15 protein-coding genes are annotated in these 18,693 nt (G+C 43.8%); 6 read left to right on the top strand and 9 right to left on the bottom strand.

Annotated elements, in window-relative coordinates:
* Positions 1–9: 9 nt before the first annotated feature.
* Both L0P88_RS12885 and L0P88_RS12880 read left to right on the top strand, forming a co-directional pair.
* The gene (locus tag L0P88_RS12885; RefSeq protein WP_247130332.1) at positions 10–1,014 is read left to right on the top strand and encodes a sugar kinase; all 1,005 of its coding nucleotides are present in this window, start codon (positions 10–12) and stop codon (positions 1,012–1,014) included.
* Positions 1,015–1,066: 52 nt separating this feature from the next.
* Entirely contained in the window at positions 1,067–2,176 is a 1,110-nt protein-coding gene (locus L0P88_RS12880) for a bile acid:sodium symporter family protein (RefSeq protein ID WP_247130331.1), read from the top strand.
* A 48-nt stretch (positions 2,177–2,224) separates the two neighbouring features.
* Here L0P88_RS12880 and L0P88_RS12875 read toward each other — a convergent pair whose 3' ends face one another.
* On the bottom strand, positions 2,225–5,251 hold the full coding sequence (locus L0P88_RS12875; RefSeq protein ID WP_247130330.1) for a VPS10 domain-containing protein: 3,027 nt from the start codon (positions 5,249–5,251) through the stop codon (positions 2,225–2,227).
* Positions 5,252–5,353: 102 nt separating this feature from the next.
* Positions 5,354–6,193, bottom strand: coding sequence for a pseudouridine synthase (locus L0P88_RS12870; RefSeq protein ID WP_247130329.1), 840 nt, complete (start codon positions 6,191–6,193; stop codon positions 5,354–5,356).
* 165 nt (positions 6,194–6,358) lie between these two features.
* Here L0P88_RS12870 and L0P88_RS12865 point away from each other — a divergent pair, with 165 nt between their 5' ends.
* Entirely contained in the window at positions 6,359–9,160 is a 2,802-nt protein-coding gene (locus tag L0P88_RS12865; RefSeq protein ID WP_247130328.1) for an alpha/beta hydrolase family protein, read from the top strand.
* Here L0P88_RS12865 and L0P88_RS12860 read toward each other — a convergent pair.
* The 4 genes from L0P88_RS12860 to L0P88_RS12845 form a co-directional block, all read right to left on the bottom strand.
* Positions 9,157–10,107, bottom strand: a complete 951-nt coding sequence (locus L0P88_RS12860; protein ID WP_247130327.1) for a carbon-nitrogen hydrolase family protein — start codon at positions 10,105–10,107, stop codon at positions 9,157–9,159. The two genes, L0P88_RS12865 and L0P88_RS12860, sit on opposite strands and share 4 nt — an antisense overlap.
* The gene (locus L0P88_RS12855; RefSeq protein WP_247130326.1) at positions 10,107–11,012 is read right to left on the bottom strand and encodes a geranylgeranylglycerol-phosphate geranylgeranyltransferase; all 906 of its coding nucleotides are present in this window, start codon (positions 11,010–11,012) and stop codon (positions 10,107–10,109) included. Before L0P88_RS12855 ends, L0P88_RS12860 begins: the two co-directional genes overlap by 1 nt.
* An 8-nt stretch (positions 11,013–11,020) precedes the next feature.
* Positions 11,021–11,953: a mevalonate kinase gene (locus L0P88_RS12850; RefSeq protein WP_247130325.1), complete on the bottom strand. Its 933-nt coding sequence runs from the start codon at positions 11,951–11,953 to the stop codon at positions 11,021–11,023.
* 117 nt (positions 11,954–12,070) lie between these two features.
* Positions 12,071–13,165 carry a diphosphomevalonate/mevalonate 3,5-bisphosphate decarboxylase family protein gene (locus L0P88_RS12845; protein WP_247130324.1) on the bottom strand — a complete coding sequence of 365 codons (1,095 nt, stop codon included), beginning with the start codon at positions 13,163–13,165 and terminating at the stop codon, positions 12,071–12,073.
* 83 nt (positions 13,166–13,248) lie between these two features.
* Here L0P88_RS12845 and L0P88_RS12840 point away from each other — a divergent pair, with 83 nt between their 5' ends.
* Positions 13,249–13,722 (top strand): TspO/MBR family protein, encoded by a 474-nt coding sequence (locus L0P88_RS12840; protein WP_247130323.1) that lies wholly within the window; start codon positions 13,249–13,251, stop codon positions 13,720–13,722.
* Positions 13,723–13,758: 36 nt separating this feature from the next.
* On the opposite strand, the gene L0P88_RS12835 is transcribed toward L0P88_RS12840, so the two are convergent.
* Positions 13,759–14,295 (bottom strand): DUF1697 domain-containing protein, encoded by a 537-nt coding sequence (locus L0P88_RS12835; RefSeq protein ID WP_247130322.1) that lies wholly within the window; start codon positions 14,293–14,295, stop codon positions 13,759–13,761.
* A gap of 65 nt (positions 14,296–14,360) precedes the next feature.
* On the opposite strand from L0P88_RS12835, the gene glpK reads away from it, so the two are divergent.
* Entirely contained in the window at positions 14,361–15,854 is a 1,494-nt protein-coding gene (glpK, locus tag L0P88_RS12830) for a glycerol kinase GlpK (protein ID WP_247130321.1), read from the top strand.
* 36 nt (positions 15,855–15,890) lie between these two features.
* Positions 15,891–16,619, top strand: coding sequence for an MIP/aquaporin family protein (locus L0P88_RS12825; protein WP_247130320.1), 729 nt, complete (start codon positions 15,891–15,893; stop codon positions 16,617–16,619).
* Here the strand turns inward: L0P88_RS12825 and L0P88_RS12820 are convergent, their stop codons facing one another.
* Together L0P88_RS12820 and L0P88_RS12815 are read right to left on the bottom strand one after the other, a co-directional pair.
* Entirely contained in the window at positions 16,620–17,894 is a 1,275-nt protein-coding gene (locus tag L0P88_RS12820; RefSeq protein ID WP_247130319.1) for an NAD(P)/FAD-dependent oxidoreductase, read from the bottom strand.
* On the bottom strand, positions 17,894–18,640 hold the full coding sequence (locus L0P88_RS12815; RefSeq protein ID WP_313791557.1) for a glycerophosphodiester phosphodiesterase: 747 nt from the start codon (positions 18,638–18,640) through the stop codon (positions 17,894–17,896). The genes L0P88_RS12820 and L0P88_RS12815 overlap by 1 nt, the downstream gene beginning before the upstream one ends.
* Between the last annotated feature and the right edge of the window lie 53 nt (positions 18,641–18,693).

The following is an 18,693-nucleotide window of genomic DNA, read 5'->3' as shown; positions in this document are numbered from 1 at the left end:
AGACACAGTATGGCTAAAAAAGTAATCACATTTGGTGAGGTAATGATGCGTCTGTCCCCACCCGGCTATTCCAAATTTTCACAGGCTACTTCTTTTGAACTGGTTTATGGGGGTGGCGAAGCAAACGTCGCCATTTCATTGGCCTACTTGGGTATTAAAGCAGCCCACGTAACACGTTTTCCCGATAATGCCCTGGGTAGGGCGGCTACCCAATTTTTACGTCAGCACTGGTTAAGCACCGAGCATGTTTTTTACGGTGGGAATATGTTGGGCAAGTATTTTTTGGAAAAAGGTGCCGTACACAGGCCCAGTGAGGTTATTTATGAACGGGAAGGCTCTTCCTTTTCCTTAATAGAACCGTCAATGGTCAATTGGGCACATGTACTCAAAGACGCCGATTGGTTCCATTGGACGGGCATTACCCCAGCCATTTCAGAAGGGGCCAAAATGTGCTGCTTGGATGCCATTAAAACGGCAAATCACATGGGAATACCTGTTTCGGGGGATATTAATTCCCGTAGCAACATGTGGAAATATGGGGAAACCATGCAAGAGGTGATGCCAGAACTGGTACAAAACTGTGATATTGTAATTACCAGTCGCCGTGGTATCCAAGAAATGTTTGGCCTTGGTGAATCGGGGGGAAAATTTCGGAATTCCGCTAAGCTCCTCATGGAAACCTTTCCCAAAATTAAGAAAGTGGTTGGGAAAACCAGGAAATCCATAAGTGCCTCCCATCAACAAATACAGGGAAAAATGTGGAACGGTCAGGAGTATATCAAGACCGAAATGCTGAATATTACCCATGTCATTGATCGCGTTGGCACCGGGGATGCTTTTGCCTCAGGCCTGATCTACGGATTATTGCATTATGATGATGACATCCAGGCGTTGAATTTTGCTTCGGCCGCTTGTGCGCTAAAGCATACCGTTCCCGGTGATGTAAATATGGTGTCTTTGGAAAATGTGGTAAGTTTAATGCATGGGGACACCTCCGGAGCAATTAAGAGATAAGCTTTTAAAGCCAACTTGAAATACAAATAGTATCCAATCATAAAAACTTAAAATGAACTTAATCGGAAAATGGGCAGCGACAGTAGCTGCATTCTCGGCACTTGGCATTCTACTGTTTTGGTATCTGGGAATGTATGATTATTTGGCACCGGCCGTAATCACTTTTTTTTCCGCTTTGGCATTGGCCGTTAATGGAACCAAAAAATTGAAGGGGTTCTCCTTCACCTTACTGATTTTTGCCGCCGTTGCCGCCGCTATGTTCTATCCCCAATTCTTTTTGGAAATAGGTTCCTTCAAATTAAGTCGGTTGATTGTCCCCCTGCTCATCATCATTATGTTCGGCATGGGCACTTCCATGGGCATTACTGATTTTGTGGGGGTAATCAAAATGCCCAAGGGGGTAATCGTAGGCCTCATTGCCCAATTTACCGTTATGCCCTTTATCGGGTTTGGATTGGCAAGACTCTCCGGACTCCCTCCGGAAATTGCCGCAGGTATTATTCTTGTGGGTTGCTCCCCAGGTGGTCTGGCTTCCAATGTAATGGCCTATATTTCTGGGGCCAATTTGGCCCTTTCCCTGACCCTGACCGCGGTATCCACCTTATTGTCCCCACTCCTAACCCCTTTTTTCATGAAACTTCTGGCAAACGAACTTGTTCCAATCGACTTTCTGGAAATGTTCTGGAGCATCATCAAAATTGTGATCCTTCCCATATTGGCCGGTCTTATATTCAATCACTTCGCCCACGGCAAGTTTAAATGGTTGGATAGCGCGATGCCAAAAATCTCAATGGCAGCCATTGCAATTATTGTTACCATTATTACCGCTTCTGGAAGGGATTCCCTCTTGTCCATTGGCATGATACTGATCATGGTCGTATTGGTCCATAATTTTTCCGGTTACCTCTTGGGTTATTATGGAAGCAAATTGGTTGGCCTTGATGAGAAATCCTCCCGGACGGTGGCCTTTGAAGTTGGCATGCAAAATTCAGGGCTGGCTTCAGGTATTGCCCTGGAGATGGGGCGACTCGCCACCATGGGTTTGGCACCGGCCGTTTTTGGCCCCCTAATGAACATTTCCGGTTCATCGCTGGCCACTATTTGGCAGGGAAAGAATACAAACGTGACGGCCGAGGATACCAGACAAGCTGAATCCATATAAAACCGCTCTATTTTCTCAATGATCCATTGCCGTATCCGGTTCCATTGGCTACATCCCAGCTTCTTTGTTAATGGTTTCAAAAAGCAGTACCAATTCATTATAACGATCGGTGGCATCCTTTCCCAAAACCTGGTCTGCTTGGCTTATCATATTGTACAAATAGGAAATTTGGGCCGCTAACATGGGTTGCGGGTAGGCCCCCTCATTATTTTTCAATTTCGTTAAGACAGCATCAATTTGATCCAAACGCTTTTTTTGACCTTTTTTTTCCTTTAAGGATTTATGTTCCTTTTCCAATGACTCCTGTAGCTTTCGCGCTTTGGACAATAAATCCATTACTTGAATTTGCATGGCCAATTGTTTTTCAATTGTTGCCTGGGATATTCCTTCTTCTTTAACACGTGGGTCCATCACAATATCGAAAGACTGTTGCAACTTTTGTCCACCAATACTTAGGTTCACCGTATACTTCCCTGGAGGTACCATTGGTCCATTTTTATACCGTTTTTCCCCCTCTTTGTGCCAAGCCCCTTTCTGACGCAAATCCCAGGCAAAACGGTTAAGCCCCTTTTTATTTTCCAATTTTTTGGTAACATAACGGAAGGTTTGGCTTAGATTCATGTCTTCCACTTCTTCCACTTTGGATTTTAAGGAGGTACTATCACTGAAAATGGTGACCACCGATTCGTTTTTGGAGTTTAGGATTTCCAACTTCAACCCTTCTTTTGCCTTTTTGGGCAAATAGTAATCCACATATACGCTGGTTCTGGGGTATTTGGGAAATGCCCCATTATCCCTGATTTTGGGATAGCGATACCTAATGGTCCTATCCGGTTGAAATAAATGGGGTTCCCCTTTCAAATTCACGAAAGCATCCTGTCGTAAGGAAGTAATATTGTCCAGAATCCAAAACCCCCGTCCCATGGTACTGATAATCAAATCGCCGCGAAATATTTTAAGATCGGTTATGGGGGTAACCGGAAGATTTTGCTGAAAGGATTTCCATGATAGGCCATCATCAAAGGAAACGAACATTCCAAATTCCGTTCCGGCATACAAAAGGCCTTTTTTTATGGGATCTTCCCGCAATACCCTTGCGTTATGATCTGCCGGTATTCCATTGGACTCCGTACTCAACAACCTCCAACTACGGCCATAATCCTCGGTCTTATAAAAATAAGGTTTCCCATCGCCCAACAAATGCCTGTCCACCGCAATATAGGCCGTGGCCATATCATGCTGGGACGGCTCCACGGATTCTACCCTACCGCCTTTGGGCAGTTTTTTAGGGGTTACGTTTTCCCAGGTCTTGCCACCATCTTTTGTGACCGAGACCACACCATCATTGGAGCCCGTCCATATAAGCCCTTCCTTTAACTTGGATTCACGGATGGAATATAAAGTGCTGTAATATTCCTCTCCCGTGATATCACGGGTGATCGGGCTTCCTGAAATAACCTGTTTGTCCGCTTCAAAAGCGGTCAGGTCGGGGGAAATGGTTTCCCATTCCACACCATCGGAGTCCGTTTTATGCAGGTATTGCGAGCCATGATAGACCACATCCGGATTATGGGGGGATACATGAACAGGAGCTACACGTTGAAAACGGTATTTGAGGTCCTTAGGGTTATGTCCGTAGATATTCGAGGCGCCTACATAATAACTTTTTTCGACACCCGTAAGCTTATTGAACACTCCAAATCTACCTTTGCAATTGGCATAAACGGTATTGTGATCACCGGGTTTTGGAACAGCCGGGCCTGTCTCACAACCCCCTGTATTGATAATCCAACCCCTACCTGGATCCTGAATGGCATATGGAGGAAAACTTGGTACCGCAATCGTGGAATAATTGTCTTGCTGACCCGCATATAGCCAATAGGGATACTGATCATCAACTTCGACCTGGTACAATTCCGCCGTGGGTTGATTGAATTGTGTTGACCAGGTCTTACCCCCATTAAAACTAACATTTGCCCCGCCATCATTCGCTTGAATCAACAATTCGGGGTTATTGGGGTTAATCCAAATATCATGGTTGTCACCATGGGGAACACGCATTCGTTTCCAAGTTTTTCCACCATCGACAGATTTTATAAGTGGATTCGCATTGGAGTAGATGATATCTGGATTGGTGGGATGCAACTCGATATTGGTATAATAAAAAGGACGATTCACCAATCTTATGTCATCCGATACCTGCTCGAACGATTCCCCCTGATCTACGGATTTATACAACCCCCTTTCCTTTTCCGGGGCCTCTATAACCGCATATACAATACTCGAGTTAACCGGTGATACTGCCAAATCAATTTTTCCAATGGTTCCTTTGGGGAGGCCCTTTTCAAGTTTTATCCAATCCTTGCCACCATTAATGGATTTATAGATGCCTCCCTCTTCCTTGGTGCCACCGGAGATAATGGTCCATGGTTTTCTTTCGGCTTTCCAAGCGGCGGCATAGACGATATTGGGATTACCAGGGAGCAATTCCAAATCTGAAAATCCTACTTTTTCCGATATGAACAGTATTTTTTCCCAATTTTTTCCTCCGTCCACGGTCTTGTAGATTCCCCTTTCCGGGTTGGCCTTAAAAGCATTTCCTATGGCCGCCACCCAAACAATATTGTGGTTGGTTGGGTCAATCTCAACTGCCCCTATCTGACCTACTTTTTCAAGACCAATGGCGTTCCAAGTTTTACCGCCATCAATGGATTTGTATATTCCTTTTCCACTGATGACATTACTGCGGAGGCCATCCGAGCCCGTACCCACATAAACAATATTGGGGTCATTGGTCGCCACTTGAATGGCACCGATGGAGGGCGTACTGAAAAAGCCATCCGAGACATTGGTCCAGGAAGTACCATAATCTTCAGATTTCCAAACACCACCACCAGAGGCACCAAGATAAAAGGTGCCCGGCACCATGGCGGTACCGGTAATCGTAGTTACACGCCCGCCCCTTTCCGGGCCCACCGTACGGTATTGCAAAGCTTCAAAATCCTGTGAAATCAAAGTTGTACTTAACAGCAAAAACAAGCAAAAGAAGGGTCTGGAATACAGTCTAAGTTCCATGTGGTCTATGAATTGGTTAATTCGTAAAGTTAACGACTAATGCAATAATGACCCCACTTAAGGGAAGAATACTTCAATCAATAGGCTTAATCGTTCAATACATCATTGAATCATACCCAAATTAATGACCTCTTGTTGGGTCAAATAGCGCCAATGGCCCCTAGGGAGGTCTTTTTTGGTGAGTCCGGCAAAAACGACGCGGTCCAGTTTGGAAACTTCATAGCCCAAATGCTCAAAAATACGACGGACAATACGGTTCTTACCGGAATGGATTTCAATTCCAACCTCCTTTTTACTCGCACCGGAGACATAGTCCACCTCATCGACCTCAATCTTGCCATCTTCAAGTTCCAATCCTTCCCTAATCCTTCGAAGATCGGCAATGGTCACATTTTTTTCCAAAAAGACATGGTAGATCTTACGTACACCATGTCTGGGATGGGTCAGTTTTTTAGCGAGATCACCATCGTTGGTAAACAACAAAAGTCCGGTGGTATTGCGGTCCAAACGGCCTACGGGATACAAGCGATTATTGGAAGCACTGCTTACCAGTTCCATTACCGTCCGCCTGCCCCGTTCATCCCGGGTAGTGGTAATAAAGTTCTTGGGTTTGTTAAGTAGCACATATTCCTTTTTCTCTGGATTGAGCTTTCTCCCATCAAAACGGACATCATCCGTCTTTTTGACCTTATACCCCATTTCGGTGACCACCTTTCCATTTACGGTCACATTTCCCGCGGCAATTAGGGTATCGGCTTCCCTTCGTGAACAAATGCCCGCATTGGCGATATACTTGTTCAAACGGATCAAATCCGGATTTGAAGGTCTGTCCTGTCTTGAATTTCGTTTTTCCGAAGGTTTTTTGGAAAAGCTTTTTCGTGGGTTACCACCGCTCTTGCGGTCACTTGAGTTACGATTGCGTTCGTTGCCTGATTTCGCCATCAGTCCAAAATTTTGGCAAATGTAGGTAATCCAAATGGAAAAGTTGCCTTTTTAAACGGTTATCAGGGCCTTTGACCCCACTTCAAAATTAAAGGTTCTTATGCGTCGGGAATCCACCTAAAATGTTGGTTATGTTCTATATTTATGGGACTAATCAAATTCAATATGCTCAAAAGAATTTCCTTACTCCTAATGGTTTTCGTCCAGACCCTTTTCCATGCCCAGAAAAAAACGTTGGACCATAACGATTATAAGATTTGGAACACCATAAAAAATGAAGCTATAGCCCCGGATGGTTCCCATACCCTTTACAGCTTGGAAAGGGGGGAAAAGGATCATTTTTTTAAGGTTCAAGATGCCAAGGGCAACTTTATCCTGGAATATGACCGTGGACAAAAAGGCCAATTTATGTACGATTCCAAGTATGCCGTTTTTACCATCAAAGCCTGGAAGGACAGCGTCATGGCCATGAAAAAAAGAAAGGTCAAAAAAGACAAATTGCCCAAGGACTCCTTGGGAATTTTCAACCTAAAGACCAAAAGTCTGGTTAAAATTGGACCCATAAAATCCTATAAAATTCCTGATAAATGGTCAGGAACCGTGGCCTACCAATTGGAGGATATTAAAAAAGAGGAAAAGGAAGAAGGGAAGGATTCCGTAACCGAACCCAAAAAAAAGAAGGACAAGCCCAAAAAAGTGGGCAAAAAAAATGGATATCATTTGGTGGTCCTAAATCTGGAAACCCAGCAAAAGGACACCGTGAAATTTGTGACGGACTACCTATTTGCAAAAAAGGGGAAATGGTTGGCGTATGCTTCCACAGGGGCAACAAAAGATAGTGATGCCGGCGTTTTTGTGCATAATCTGAAAACTGGGGAAACCAAAACATTGCATCAGTCCCCCAAAGCCAAATACTTTAAGCTGGGATTCAGCGAATCCGGTAAGAACCTTGGATTTATTGTGGATGCCGATACCACAAAAGTTCAAGTGAGACCAAACGAGTTATACCTATGGCAAGAAGGGAACCAAGTGGCCCAAAAGTTAATGGACAATACCAGAACACCCAGTAATTATGTAGTTTCCAAATATGGAAAGGTGCACTTTTCCGAGGACGAATCCAAACTGTATTTTGGATTGGCAAGACCTCCTATAGCAAAAGACACCTCTTTACTGGATGAGGAAATAGTGAATGTGGAAGTATGGACCTATGATGAGCCCAAGTTATATACCGTTCAGGAATTACAACTAAAAAATGATTCCATACGATCCTTTGTCACGGCTTTTGATTTAAATACAAAAAAAATGGTTCCTATTGCCGACGAGACCCATATGGATACCGAACTTGGGGACAAGGGCAATGCCAATAGGGCCCTTGTGCGCACCAGCATGCCCTATGAGTTGGCAAGTCAGTGGACGGCCAGACGTTATTATGACTACAAAGTAGTAAATACGGCTACGGGGAAAACACAACAGGAATTCAAGAAAGTACCCCGAATGGAGTTGAGCCCCAAAGCCAATTATGGTTATGGATATAGCCGTGTGGACAGCACTTGGTTCACGTACAACCTGAGTTCTGGAAAACATACACTTTTGACCAAGGACCAGGTTTTCTACAGTGAGGAAAACGATTATCCCAATTATCCCTTTCCCTATGGCATGGCCGGTTGGACAAAAGAGGACAAACACCTTTTGATCTATGACCGTTATGACATTTGGAAAATTCACCCAGAAACAGGTGCAAAAGTAAAATTGACCAATGGCAGAACTTCCAAAACGGTTTATCGCTATTTGGATCTGGATGAAGAAGAGGAGGCGATTGATTTTACGCAACCTTTATTGTTAAGCACCTTTAATGAGTTGACCAAGGATGGGGGTTATGCCACTTACAATCCAAAAGCAAATCGGGTAACTCCTTTGATTTCTGGCCCTTACAGTTATTCCGAACCCCAAAAGGCCCTGCTGGCCAATACATTGATTTTTACTAGGCAATCCTTTGGGGAATTCCCGGATTTACGGATTTCCGACCTGAATTTTAAAAAACCCATCAAGCTCAGTAATGCCAACCCGCAACAAAAGGACTATAATTGGGGCACCATTGAACTTATGGATTGGATCTCCCTGGACGGTAAAAAACTGCAGGGATTGTTGGTAAAACCGGAAAATTTTGACCCTGCCAAGAAGTATCCCCTGCTCGTCAATTTTTACGAGAAGAGTTCGGATAGGATCCACAGGCACAGACATCCCAGGGCTGAACGCTCCAGCCTCAACTATAGCTTTTATACGAGCAGGGGGTATGTAATATTCAATCCAGACGTGGAATACCGGATAGGCTATCCTGGGGAAAGCGCCTATAATTGTGTTATCCCTGGAGTGACCTCATTGGCTGAAAAAGGGTATATTGATAAGGACAATATTGGTGTTCAGGGCCATAGCTGGGGTGGGTACCAAATTGCCTATTTGGTGACCAAAACCGATATTTTTAAGGCGGCTGAGTCCGGTGCCCCAGTACCCAATATGATCAGTGCATATGGGGGAATTCGTTGGTGGACGGGACTGAGCAGACAATTTCAATATGAACATACCCAAAGTAGGATAGGTGGCACACCATGGGAATATCCAGCGCGTTACGTTGAAAATTCCCCCATATTCAATGTGGACAAAATCAATACCCCTTTACTGATCATGCATAATGATGCCGATGGTCACGTGCCATGGTACCAGGGAATCGAATTTTTTGTGAGTTTACGACGTTTGGGGAAACCATCCTGGTTCCTGAATTACAATGGGGAACCGCATTGGCCTTTGAAACTACAGAATCGTACGGATTTTAGTATTCGTATGGCACAGTTCTTTGACCATTACCTAAAAGATGAGGGCAAGCCTTCCTGGATGGAACGGGGAGTGCCTCCATTGGAAAAGGGGATACAACAGGGATACGAGCTTTTGGGGGATACGGACAAGGACTAATCCTTGAAATGGACCGTTGATTGCCGCTCTCGATTTACGATGAGTTGGGTCACATCCGGTCTGGAATAATGCCCAACCGGATCAAAATTCTGATGCTCTTCCAATACCCTTTTAAAATCGATGGTTTGGTAAAAAATTCCCTCTTTGTCCACTATGGGTTCGACTACCCATTCCCCATCGGGACCGGCAATACAGGAACCCCCATTGGCTAAAACACTGGGGGCTTTTTCCAAAATTTTGTCCAAATGTGGGGTGTCCTCGGGAAAATCGGCTTTTTTCATCATTGAGGAGACCGAAACCACATAACTACGGGATTCCCTGGCTATGAATCGGGTAATATCCTTTGTGTTATGGTCGCTTCCAGGCCATACTGCTATGTGGAGGTTCTCTCCCAAACCGTAAAGTGCTGCCCTTGGAAGGGGCATCCAATTTTCCCAGCAATTAAGACCTCCGACCGTAAATTGTTTTAAGGGATGAACCTGCAGACCATTACCATCCCCTGGGGCCCATGTTAAGCGTTCATCGTAGGTGGGCTGTAGTTTTCGGTGTACGGATTTTATTTCCCCGCGTGGGTCAATATATACCAGGGAAGCATAGATACTATGCCCACCACGGTCTTTGGCCCGTTCCATAATCCCCAAATAGACCGCCATGGAGTGTTCTTTGGCCAACAGGCAGATGGAATCCAAATCCCCGGCTTCAATCTGTATCGAATTCGCCACATAGTGGGCGTGCAGTTCTTTATTCACCTCCAAATTCCAAGCCGCGCCTTCCGTATACGCCAACCAAAAAGGATAGCCTGGCAACAATGCTTCACCAAAAACGATAAGCTCACTTCCCTTCTTGGAAGCTTCCGTAATGGTTGCTTCTATTTTTGCTATGGTTGCCCCTTTGTCCAGCCATACCGGTGTAATTTGGGCCAATGCCACATGTAACCTATTTTCCATTATAAAATCCGATTTAAGACGACATCCACATCAATCAACAAGATACTGAAAACCCCTCCAACAATAATAAATTTAAGTATGTTGTGAAGCCATACATAGTGCATCTTTACATCTGATTTTCCCAACAGGACCAGAAACACTAAAAGTAAAATTCCGGATGCAACAAAATAAAAGGACATATGGCCCACATCAAAAACATAAATCAACAGGTAAGTCGGAACCAATGTCAAAACTATCAAGAATGCAATAAGGACCTTGGCAACTTTTGGGCCGTATAAAATGGGTATGGTTTGATAGCCCTGTGCCATATCCCCGGCCATACTCTCCAAATCCTTAATGAGTTCCCGAGCTAAAATCAGAAGGAACAAATAAAGGGCATGAATAAAAATAACGGTTTCGAAATTTCTGTAATACACAAACACCACAAAGAAAGGGGCAATGGAAAGTGTAGCGGACACCAAATTGCCCAAGAATGGAATACGCTTGAGCTTATGGGAATAAAACCATATCCCAAAAATATAGGCCGCAAAGAAGAAAACTGCCCTGAACGAAATATAACTGGCCGCAATAACGGCAACAAAATTCAGGATAAAATATGTGGTTAGTTTGAATCGCTGGCTTACCAAACGGTCCAGCATACTTTTGGTAGGTTTATTGATCAAATCCTTTTCAGCATCATAAAAATTATTGATGATGTAACCCGAAGCTATAACCAGGGCCGAGGCCGTTACAATCAGAAAAAGATTAAGGTCAAAGACCACTTTCCTAAGTTGTAGATCGGGAGCCAATATGTAAATGGAAGCGAGATACTGGGCAAGGGTGATCACAAGAATATTATATCCCCTAACCACGGAGAACAAGCTCAAAAGCTTAAAGAGCAAGAGCCTATTTTTTCTACTAAGCATTTTAGATTTTAGAAGTTGTACACCACTTCCAATTTGTGTCCTTCAAGTTCCTTTCTGGCCCTGTCAATATCTTCGGTGAAACCCAATATATAGCCCCCACCACCAGATCCACACAATTTTAAATAATACGTATTGGACTCAATTCCTTTTTTCCAGAGGTGGTGAAATTGTTGCGGAATCATTGGCTTAAAGTGATCCAAAACCACATGTGAAAGTTGTTTCACATGGCCAAAAAGCCCTTTGATATCCCCCTTTAAAAAGTGGTCCACACAAGCGTCCGTGTGTTTTATAAATTTGTCCTTAATGACATTTCTGAACCCTTCCTGCTTCATCTTCTCCATAAAAATTTGGACCATAGGGGCAGTTTCACCGGTAATGCCACTATCCAAAAGAAAAACTGCTCCCTTACCTTCCTTGTTCTGGGATGGTAAACTTGTAGATTCTATATTGTCCTTTGAGTTGATCAGAATGGGTAAACTCAAATAGCTGTTCAACGGATCCAATCCTGAGGACTTTCCATGAAAGAAGGACTCCATCTCCCCAAAAATCCTTTTAAGTTTCAAGAGCTTCTCCCTTGTCAGGTTCTCAAGAACGGTAATTTTATCTTTGGCATACTTGTCATAAACAGCAGCTACCAACGCCCCACTACTTCCAATACCATAACCCTGGGGAATGGAACTATCAAAGTACATGCCCTCAGCAATATCCTTATCAAGCGCATCCAAATCAAAAGAAACCACACCTTCCGATTGAATTTTGGCAAGGTGGACCGCAAAGGCCCGCAATGCTTCATTCGACTTAAGTGCTTCGGGTGATGGTTTCCCATCAGACTTTAGTGCGCCTTTGAAGAAATTGTATGGGATGGAGAGCCCTTTGGAATCCTTGATGATGCCATATTCCCCAAAAAGCAGGATTTTCGAATAAAATAATGGTCCTTTCATTTTATTTTGTTCAACCATTGTATTGATAAAAGTAAACAAACCTAATCTCCCAGTCAACAATTTTATGAAAAATTAAGCTTAAAGCCTTTAAATAACGTTGACCTACTTCAATACGTATCACAAAGATGTTGAAATTCTTTGAGCCCCTTTTCCAATACGATCGCAAATATAGTGTCCCTTTTCGCAGTAGGCAACTAATTCATTCTGAATAAATTGAATACATTTCGTTTTCTCAGATTCCGGATATAGCACATGTACATTGGCCCCTGCGTCCAATGTAAAGCAAATAGTCGTTCCCGTTTCCTTTCGAAATTGCCAAATTCTATTGATGATTTCCAAGGTATTGGGCAACATCAATATAAAATAAGGTTGACTTGTCATCATCATGGCATGCAATGTCAATGCCTCGCTTTCCACAATGGCGATAAACGATTCCAGGTCCCCCTCTTTAAAAATGGCTTGTAATTTTTTAAGGTTCTCATGGGCCTGCTGAAATCTGTTATCGGCAAATGGGTGTCCTTTCATAAGTCCATGGCCCACTGAACTGCTTACCGATTTTTGGCCTTTATGCACCAACAAAATGGTGTCATGAAAATTATTGAAGGTGGGGTGGACTTCATAAGGGTATGGAATTCCGTACAAATCCGAGCTACCTGATAGGCCCGGTGTCCTTCCCCATTGAATTAAGCTGCCCCCTATGCTCCTGCAGGCACTTCCAGAACCCAAACGGGCCAGGAAAGAAGCTTTTTGTTTAAAATCCTCCAAGGTCATTTCCGGATTTGCCAAGCGTTCCAACTCCAGTAAACAGAGCGCCAAAGCAGCCATTCCACTGGCCGATGATGCAATTCCACTGCTGTGGGGAAAAGAATTGGAACTTTCAATTTCCAAATGATAGTGCCTTAGAAAAGGAAGATACGTTTCAATTCGCCCTAAAAAAGTGGCAATCTTAGGTTTAAAGCTATCCTTGGCTTTTCCTTCAAAGCGAAAGTCAAATGAAAAGGCTTCCTTGGCCTCGTCCATCTTTCTAAATTTCAAGAAGGTTCTTGTAGCGCAAGCATCCAATGTAAAACTAATGGAAGGGTTTGCGGGTATTTGATTTGGTTTTTTTCCCCAATACTTCACCAAAGCGATATTGCTCGGGGCTTTCCACCCTACAGTTCCCTCTAAAGGATAAAGGGGATTTTGGGTCGGCACAAAATCCTTTTCCATCATGAAATAAGCTTTGGGCAAAGATAAGGCTTGCCCAAAGTTTGGAATCTGGTTTAAATTGTTATTTTAGTAGGAATCCAACTACTGTGAGAAAAACCATTCTAAAAATAGCCATTTGTATAGGAGCATGCCTGTTAATAGGCTTTCTTTCGAGCTTTGCGACCCAAAGCTCCGTGAACGATTGGTACTTGACACTGAACAAGCCCAGTTTTAATCCTCCAAATTGGTTGTTTGCCCCTGTTTGGACCGTCCTGTACATCCTTATGGGAATAGCTGCGGGAATAGTTTGGTCCAAGGGCTTTTATCATCTCTGGGTAAAAACGGCCATGTACCATTTTGGGTTTCAGTTATTGTTGAACGCCCTGTGGAGTATCATCTTTTTTGGCCTTAAGAACCCTTTGGCAGCCCTATTTGTAATCCTTACCCTTTTGGTTTTGATCGTCCTTACCATTAAGTGGTTTTTGGTGGTGAGCAAAAAAGCGGCCTATCTCATGGTGCCTTATTTGGTCTGGGTGACTTTTGCTACCGTCTTGAATTTTAAGATATGGGAGCTCAACTAAACTTAGGCGCTGTACCAACCTAAGCTTTGGCCATTTTCAAGCCTCTGCCAGTGCTATCATTTTTAGCATGGTATTTAAGTTCCTGGTTGTTGCCGTAAGGCGAAGTTTATTCTCAATTAGATTATTGTTCAATTTGGCCTTGCCCGCCCCCTGTTTGCAGTGCAAATAAACACATTGCCCTGCAATGTGAAAGTCTTCATTTTTAAAATGTAGTTTATTGAATTCTTCCACCAATCCCTCTGTAGGAGATTCGTACAACAAGGTAAAGTACAGGTTCTTTTTCACTGCTTCTTCCTTAAAAGGATTGTCCCTTAGGATTTCTTGAAGTGATGTTATGGTTTTGAGCAGGACAGGAACATCAAAGCCAAAATCATTTTTGATCCTATTTTTGATATCGGCCTCAATCCCTTTGTGATCGGTACTGGGGGTTTCCAAAACTATATTACCACTTTGGATATAGGTACGCACTTTCTTAAAGCCCAATTTCTCAAGCCCTTCCTTCAAGTCCACCATTCTTATTTTCTTTTGCCCACTTACATTTATCCCCCTAAGAAATATCAGATACGTATTCACCCCTATTGAATTTAAAGCTTGAAACTACTCAATTTATTTTAGTAAATTCCCTAACATTTTTAACTATGGCCGAATATGTATTGGCCTTAGATCAGGGTACCACCAGTTCTAGGGCAGTTGTTTTTGATAAGCAAGGGACCATTGTGTCCGTATCACAGAAGGAGTTTACGCAAATATTTCCAAAACCGGGTTGGGTAGAGCACGATCCCATAGAAATCTGGTCAACCCAAGCGGGGATGGCTGCCGAAGCCGTAACTAAAAAAGGGTTAAAAGGAGAGCAAATTGCAGCAATTGGCATTACCAATCAGCGGGAGACCGCCGTAGTATGGGACCGTAAAACCAGTGAACCCATCTACAATGCCATTGTTTGGCAAGATAAACGGACCTCGGATTACTGTGATGAACTCAAAAAGGCTGGCAAGTCGGAGATGATCCGTGAAAAAACCGGCTTGGTCATCGACTCTTATTTTTCCGCAACAAAAGTAAAATGGATATTGGATAATGTGGAAGGGGCAAGGGAAAAGGCCCAGGCCGGGGAATTGGCTTTTGGGACCATAGACTCTTGGCTTATTTGGAAAATGACACAGGGGGAGCTACACATAACGGATGTCACCAATGCCTCGCGTTCCCTGATATTCAATATCAACACCATGGATTGGGATTGGGATCTTTTAGATCTTTTTGGGATTCCAAAAAGTATGTTGCCCCAAGTAAAACAATCCAGTGAGGTGTATGGCCATACCAGTCCAAATTTCTTTGCCCACAAAATTCCCATTGCAGGTATTGCCGGAGACCAGCAGGCCGCTCTTTTCGGTCAAATGTGTACCCAAAAGGGCATGGTCAAAAATACGTATGGCACAGGTTGTTTTATGTTGATGAACATTGGGAGCGAACCCACAAAATCCAATAATAACCTTCTTACTACCGTAGCGTGGAAAATAAATGGAAAAACCACTTATGCCCTCGAGGGAAGTATTTTTATAGCCGGGGCCGTGGTACAATGGTTGAGGGATAGCCTAAAAATCATAAAAAACTCAGCGGATGTGGAGCCTTTGGCGGGCACGGTCGAAAACTCCGATGGGGTTTATTTTGTTCCGGCCTTTGCAGGTCTGGGCGCTCCCCATTGGAATCAAAAAGCCCAAGGGACGTTGTTTGGGCTTACCCGCGGCAGTACGGATGCCCATATCGCCAGGGCCGCTTTGGATTCCATTGCCTACCAAACCATGGATATTTTAAAGGCCATGGAGAAAGATTCAGGTATTTCAATAAAAGAACTGCGTGTTGATGGTGGGGCCACGGTCAACAATTTATTGATGCAGTTCCAGGCAGATGTATTGAACACCAAAACCATTCGCCCAAAAATTGTGGAAACCACAGTTATGGGCGCAGCCTATCTGGCTGGATTGGCTGTTGGTTTTTGGAAAAACCAAGAAGAGATCCAAGACATCTGGCAAACCGATGTTGAGTTCCAACCCACTAATGAAAGGGAGGCGATTTCGTATGGAATTGTTGGTTGGTATCGTGCCATAAAAGCACTGGAATACTGGACCGAACACTAGTCAGCAACAACTATCGATCCTTAATAAAAAATCATCATGACACCGTTTATCGCTGAAATTGTAGGTACCTTTTTGCTCATGTTTTTGGGCTGTGGCGTAAATGCCAATGTTTCCTTGAACAAAACCTATGGCAACGGTTCCGGATGGATCGTGATCACCACCGGATGGGCGCTGGCGGTTTATGTTGGGGTGGTGGTTGCAGGGCCCATAAGTGGTGCACATATAAATCCTGCCGTTACCATTGGATTGGCAGTTGCCGGGGAATTTTCCGTCTATGATGTCCCTAAATATATCCTGGCCCAATTCATTGGGGCCATATTAGGGGCCTTTTTGGTATGGGTGACCCATTTTGAACATTTTAAACTTACCGAGGACGGTAGTACCAAAAGGGGGGTATTCTGTACCGCACCTGCCATTAAAAACACATCCATTAATTTCTTATGTGAATTGACCGGTACTTTTGTTCTACTCTTTACCATTCTCTATTTCACCGATGCCACCTTGGCATCTGACAACACCATTGTTGGTCTGGGCTCTTTGGGAGCTTTACCTGTAGCCCTATTGGTCTGGGTCATTGGACTTGCACTTGGTGGAACCACGGGCTATGCCATAAATCCGGCCAGGGACTTGGGACCAAGGATCGTACATGCATTGGTTCCCATGCAAAACAAGGGAAGTAACGGATGGGGTTATGCCTGGATACCCGTTATCGGACCTATTGCAGGAGGGGTTTTGGCCGCTTTGACGGTAGGCCTTTTACAATAATTATCCATTTGCTATGGCCTGTGCGGCAATGTAAGCCCCTGTCCAGGCATTCTGGAAATTAAAGCCTCCAGTAACCGCGTCTACGTTGATCACTTCACCGGCCAAGTATAAGTTGGGCAATAATTTGCTTTCAAAAGTCTTGAAATTGATTTCCTTTAAATCTACACCCCCGGCTGTCACAAATTCCTCTTTATAGATGCTTTTTCCATTCACGGGGATGGCACATTCCGTTAATTGACCGGCTAGTGCCCGTAATTGGTCCTTGGTCATATCCGCCCATTTTAAATGTGCATCCACGCCGGAAGCTTTTACCAGTCGAACCCATAATCTATTGGGGAGTTCCAGGATTTTGGACTTTAACACGGTTTTTTTTGCTTCGGCCATTTTTACCTCACTTAGAAAGCCTGTCATGGTACCCAAATCATACTCGGGAGTCCAATTGATCCGTATCCTGAACACATAGTGAAAATCATTCAATTCCTTGGCGGCCCATGCGGAAAGTTTTAAGATGGCCGGACCACTTAGGCCCCAATGTGTGATCAAAACAGGACCCTCTTCGGTAAATAGGGGTTCGCGCTCTACCTTGCTTTTTAATTGTACCAGGATTTTGGAGTCGTAGTGGGTTTTCGGCATAATGTCCACCCTTGCATGTACACTAAGTCCCTGCAATCCCTTTACCCTAACATCCGTTGTATTAAAAGTAAAGAGGGAAGGGACCGGAGGAACAATGCAATGCCCCATTCCCTTTAGCAGTTCCCAAATCTTTGGGTTGCTTCCCGTTGCGACCAAAAGCTTTTTGGAATGATAGTGTTTGTTCATGGTCGTTACTCGCCAACCATTGGCAATATCCTTTGACCTTTCAATCTGTTTAACGGCACTGTTTTTTAGCACTGTAATGCCCCTCTTCCTTGTTTCGGCCAAAAAACAGTCAATAATGGATTGAGAAGAATCCGTATGTGGAAAAATACGACCATCCGCTTCTACTTTAAGCGGCACTGCACGCGCTTCAAAAAATTGTATGGTATCCCCTGGGGCATAGGTATGGAAAGGACCCAGAAGCTCTTTTTGTCCCCTCGGATAATTCTGGGAGAGTTCAAATGGCTCAAATGCGGCATGGGTAACATTACATCGACCTCCACCAGATATCCTTACCTTGCCAAGTACCGTTTTACCACGTTCAAAAATGGCAATCTTAAGCTTTGGGTCAGCAATGGCAGCTTGTATTGCACCGTAGAATCCCGCTGCGCCTCCACCAATTACGATAAGGTCAAACATTATTTGATTCTATCCGGATAGTTGGTAAAAATGCCATCTACCCCGTACTGGGTAACTTGTTCAATATCCGCTGTTTCATTGACCGTATAGGTGTAAACCTTGAATCCCTCGTCTTGGATTTTACGTACATTTTCTGCAGTTAGGGTCTTGAACCACGGGTTGATCGCTATGGCATTCAATTCCTTTGCCACTTCAATGGCTTCCAAAGGGTCTTCTTCCGTCAAGACGGCTATGGCAACATCTGGCCCCAACTCCCTGATCTTTCGTAATTCATCCCATTTAAAGCTGGAAATGACAAAGTTCTCCCTGGACCAACCCCTCTCTTGAATGTAATAGTCCATAATAAAGTTGACCCTCTCCGCAGTATCATCCCCTTTGAGTTCAATATTGAGGGGAACGTTGTTGTTTACCAGTTTTAGAACATCCTGGAGCATTGGAATCCTATGGTTGCCATCCAGAATGACATTTCTTAAGTCCGCGATATAATATTCCTCAATATTTCCCGGGGCATTGCTCAAACGTTCCAATCGCTCATCATGAAAAACCACAATTTCACCACTTTTTACCTTAAATACATCGATTTCGATCATGTCCACACTCAAATCCATTGCTTTTTGTACGGATGCCAATGTGTTCTCCGTTTCATAGCCCATGGCGCCCCTATGTCCAATGACCAAGGGTTTTTTACGCATCTCGCAACTCATAATCACTATTGATAAAAGGGAAAATAGAAATACTTTCATCATTCTAAACTTTCAGTTAGGCAGACAAAAATACAAACTAGAACCAAGTGTATTGA

The sequence above is a fragment of the Muricauda sp. SCSIO 64092 genome, assembly GCF_023016285.1.
GTDB lineage: Bacteria > Bacteroidota > Bacteroidia > Flavobacteriales > Flavobacteriaceae > Croceivirga.
The sequence above is the reverse complement of the archived record's forward strand: the minus strand, read 5'-3'. Positions and strand labels throughout refer to the sequence as shown.